This is a genomic window from Amphritea sp., assembly GCF_050300915.1.
GTDB lineage: Bacteria > Pseudomonadota > Gammaproteobacteria > Pseudomonadales > Balneatricaceae > Amphritea.
The window spans coordinates 1-4,079 of the sequence record NZ_JBNKYN010000137.1 but is presented as its reverse complement, the minus strand read 5'-3'; the positions used below and the strand labels follow the sequence as shown (position 1 = coordinate 4,079).

Sequence of the window (4,079 nt, the reverse complement as noted above, 5' to 3'; positions counted from 1 at the left end):
CACAGTGGTTGCTCATCTAAAACAGCGTAATAACTATAACAAACGCCAGAGGAGACATTTATGCCAGATCAGAACACACATTTGATCAGGGTTGTTAATCGGGATCAGAGTTTCAGCTGTGCGACAGATCAGGTGTTATTGATTGCGATGGAACGGATGTGTGCAAATGCTATTAATGTAGGCTGCCGTGGTGGCGGTTGTGGTGTTTGTAAGATCCGGATTCTTCGAGGGGAATATGAGTGCAAACGGATGAGCAAAGCGCATATATCAGATGCTGAACAGCAGCAGGGCTTTGTTCTGGCGTGTCGGGTTTTTCCGCGAACAGATCTTGAGATTGAAGCGGATCACTATCAGCCACAGGAATTATCTTATACAAACAAGGGCGTCAGGAAGACGGCCAGCTAAACAATAAAATCAGTTGAACAATCAGTTGAACAATCAACTGAACAATAAAAGCAAAGTGCAGAGGAAATTGAGATGAGAAAAGGTGTAATACGCCCCGGTCATATTCAGATCCGGGTTTTGGATGTTGACGAAGCTCTGAAACATTACCGGGACCTGATCGGTCTGATCGAAGTTGAACGCGATAGTCAGGGACGTGCCTACCTGAAAGGCTGGACCGAGGTGGATAAATTCTCTGTTGTCCTGCGGGAAGCGGATGAGCCGGGCCTGGATTTTGTGGGTTACAAAGTTTTAGACAACCAGACGCTGGAAAAACTCCATGGCGAGCTGGTTGAGTACGGCTGTAATGTCGAAGAGATTCCTGCAGGTGAACTCAATGGTTGTGGTCGCCGCATCCGTTTTGATTCACCTACCGGACATATGTTTGAGATCTTTGCTGAGAAAGAGCAGACCGGTAAATGGGGCTTGTCAGCAGTGAACCCCGAAGCCTGGCCACGTGGATTGAAAGGGATGAAAGCGACCCGTTTCGACCACTGTCTGCTGTATGGCCCTAATATCGCAGGTACTCTGGATCTGTTCCAGAAGGTACTGGGCTTTGAGCTGGCCGAGCAGGTGCTGGACCCCGAAGGTACCCGTATCGCGCAGTTCCTCACCACAAGTATGAAAGCCCATGATGTTGCCTTTATTGAGTGTCCTGAGTCAGGCAAATTGCACCACGTATCGTTCTTTTTGGAAACCTGGGAAGATGTGCTGCGTGCTGCCGACCTTATCTCAATGGAAGATGTTTCGCTGGATATCGGCCCAACCCGCCACGGCCTGACCCATGGCAAGACGATCTACTTCTTCGATCCATCCGGTAACCGTTCAGAAGTGTTCTGTGGCGGTGATTATCACTATCCGGATCATGAGCCAGTCACCTGGAAAGCGGAAGATCTCGGCAAGGCGATTTTCTACCATGACCGCGTTCTGAATGAGCGCTTCCTGACGGTTCTGACTTGATAGCCAGACTTAAGAGCGCTGACAAGAAAGCTCCGTCCTGATAATGATAACAAGGCCGTTTCGCTCTGATTAGTGACGAAACGGCCCTCGGTGGCGGGGTTACTCTTTTGCCACAAACGAATAGTTCTATTGGCTGTAGTGATTGAAAGCTGCAATGGCCTGACAGATTTACCCTGAGATTAGCGAGTACTCTAATGCACGAATTTAAAAACTTTATTAATGGTGAGTTTGTCACCACGGCCAGCGGTAAAACCTTTGAAAACCGCAACCCGGTCGACAACAGTTTGCTGGGGCTGGTTCATGAAGCGGGGCAGCCTGAGGTGGATGCAGCCGTAAAAGCGGCTAAAGCGGCGATGCAAGGCCCCTGGGGAAAGATGACTCAGGCGCAGCGAATTGCTCTGCTGGATAAGGTCGCCAACCGCATCAATGAACGCTTCGATGAATTTCTCGATGCCGAGTGTAAAGACACCGGTAAGCCGCACAAAATAGCCTCCCATATCGATATTCCCCGGGGCGCGGCCAACTTTAAAGCGTTCTCTGAAACCCTGGCGAACCATCCGACGGAAGCCTTTAAACTGGATACCCCGGATGGCCGTGGTGCACTGAACTACGGCCACCGTACCCCTAAAGGGGTGATCGCCGTGATCAGCCCCTGGAACCTGCCACTGCTGCTGATGACCTGGAAAGTAGGGCCAGCGCTGGCTTGCGGTAATACCGTGGTGGTCAAACCGTCAGAAGAAACTCCTGCCACGGCGACATTGCTTGGTGAAGTGATGAACGAGTGTGGCGTTCCCAAAGGTGTCTATAACGTCGTCCACGGCTTTGGCCCGGATTCAGCCGGAGCTTACCTGACTGAGCATCCCGGTGTGAATGCGATCACCTTTACCGGTGAAACCCGTACCGGCGAGATCATTATGCGCGCAGCCTCTGTTGGCTTGCGTAATATCTCTCTGGAGTGCGGCGGTAAGAACCCCGGTATTGTGTTTGCTGACTGCGATATGGACAAAGCGATCGAAGGCACCATGCGCTCCGCGTTTGTTAACTGTGGCCAGGTCTGCCTGGGTACTGAACGGGTTTATGTTGAACGTCCTATTTTCGACGAGTTTGTGCAGCGTCTGAAAGAGGGAGTCGAAAAACTCAAACTGGGTGTGCCGGAAGATCCGGAGGTGGACTTTGGTCCGCTGGTGAGTCAGGAACACAAAGAGAAAGTATTGTCCTACTACCGTCTGGCAGTGGAAGAGGGCGCGACTGTGGTCACCGGTGGCGGTGTACCAGATATGGGAGCAGAGCTGAATGCCGGTGCCTGGGTTGAGCCAACCATCTGGACCGGCCTGGCTGATGATGCCCGTGTTGTCCGTGAAGAGGTGTTCGGTCCCTGCTGTCACATCCGTCCGTTTGATACCGAAGAGGAAGTGATCGCACTGGCCAATGACACCAAATATGGTCTGTCGGCAGCGATCTGGACGGAGAACTCTGCCCGTGCATCCCGCGTAGCAGAAGCGATGGAAGTAGGGATCTGCTGGGTTAACAGCTGGTTCCTGCGGGATCTGCGGACCGCCTTCGGTGGCGCGAAAGAGTCCGGTATCGGCCGCGAAGGCGGGGTACACGGTCTGGAGTTTTATACCGAGCTGAAAAATGTCTGCATCAAGCTGTAATGGCTGATTCACTGACAACTAGATATTGAGACGATGATGAATACAGAACAGATAAAACTACTGGGCGATGAACTCTACCAGGCCCTGTGTCAGCGACAGCAGGTGAAGCCGCTGACCTCACGATTCGAGGATATCACCATCGAAGATTCCTACCATATCTCCTTGCAGTTGTTGCAGCGCCGGCTTGATGCGGGTGAACGGATTATTGGTAAGAAGATCGGCCTGACGTCAAAAGCGGTGCAGAACATGCTGAAAGTCGATCAGCCTGACTTTGGTTATCTGACGGATAAGATGGCCTTCAGTCAGGGCCAGGAGATGCCTATCTCCCAGCAACTGATTCAGCCGAAAGCGGAGGGTGAGATCGCCTTCATCCTGAAGAAAGATCTGTTGGGACCGGGTATTACGGCAGCCGATGTTCTGGCGGCAACCGATTGTGTGATCCCCTGCTTTGAGGTGGTGGATTCCCGCATCGATAACTGGCAGATCAAAATTCAGGATACCGTGGCGGATAATGCCTCCTGCGGACTGTTTGTCCTGGGCGATAAAGCGGTCGATCCCCGCAAAGTGGATCTGTCCACCTGCGGTATGGTGGTGGAGAAAAATGGTTCGGTGATCTCAACCGGCGCCGGCGCTGCGGCGCTGGGCAGTCCTGTGAACTGTGTTGTCTGGCTGGCGAATAAGCTGGGTGAGTTTGGCATCCCGCTTAAAGCTGGAGAAGTGATTTTATCTGGTTCACTGGTGCCGCTGGAGCCAGTGCAGGCCGGTGATTTTATGAGTGTTTCTATCGGTGGTATCGGTTCGGCTTCTGTCCGTTTTGTATAACCACTAGCAATATTTGGCTTCCTTATTCAGAAGCTTAGGGTGAAATTTTATGAGTAAGAAATTAAAAGCAGTGATTATCGGGCCGGGTAATATCGGTACCGATTTGCTGATGAAGATGCAGCGTTCTGAGTGGATCGAACCGGTCTGGATGGTGGGTATCGACCCGGAATCCGATGGCCTGAAACGCGCCCGTGAGATGGG

4 protein-coding genes and 1 pseudogene are annotated in these 4,079 nt (G+C 52.0%); all 5 read left to right on the top strand.

Going from position 1 to position 4,079, the window contains the following annotated elements:
* The first annotated feature begins 60 nt into the window (after window positions 1–60).
* Window positions 61–405: a 2Fe-2S iron-sulfur cluster-binding protein gene (locus ACQY8X_RS20640; RefSeq protein ID WP_428037013.1), complete on the top strand. Its 345-nt coding sequence runs from the start codon at window positions 61–63 to the stop codon at window positions 403–405.
* 72 nt (window positions 406–477) lie between these two features.
* The gene (locus ACQY8X_RS20635; protein ID WP_428037012.1) at window positions 478–1,401 is read left to right on the top strand and encodes a catechol 2,3-dioxygenase; all 924 of its coding nucleotides are present in this window, start codon (window positions 478–480) and stop codon (window positions 1,399–1,401) included.
* Between the two features lie 194 nt (window positions 1,402–1,595).
* Entirely contained in the window at window positions 1,596–3,056 is a 1,461-nt protein-coding gene (locus tag ACQY8X_RS20630; RefSeq protein ID WP_428037011.1) for a 2-hydroxymuconic semialdehyde dehydrogenase, read from the top strand.
* A 36-nt stretch (window positions 3,057–3,092) separates the two neighbouring features.
* Window positions 3,093–3,878 (top strand): 2-oxopent-4-enoate hydratase, encoded by a 786-nt coding sequence (gene dmpE, locus ACQY8X_RS20625; protein ID WP_428037014.1) that lies wholly within the window; start codon window positions 3,093–3,095, stop codon window positions 3,876–3,878.
* Window positions 3,879–3,927: 49 nt separating this feature from the next.
* Window positions 3,928–4,079: pseudogene (locus ACQY8X_RS20620) on the top strand (acetaldehyde dehydrogenase (acetylating)); the annotation flags it as partial.

Excerpts from the sequence above, each read along its gene's own strand:
- ACQY8X_RS20640 (WP_428037013.1), top strand. The coding sequence starts at position 61 with ATGCCAGATCAGAACACACATTTGATCAGGGTTGTTAATCGGGATCAG.
- ACQY8X_RS20635 (WP_428037012.1), top strand. The coding sequence starts at position 478 with ATGAGAAAAGGTGTAATACGCCCCGGTCATATTCAGATCCGGGTTTTG.
- ACQY8X_RS20630 (WP_428037011.1), top strand. The coding sequence starts at position 1,596 with ATGCACGAATTTAAAAACTTTATTAATGGTGAGTTTGTCACCACGGCC.
- dmpE (WP_428037014.1), top strand. The coding sequence starts at position 3,093 with ATGAATACAGAACAGATAAAACTACTGGGCGATGAACTCTACCAGGCC.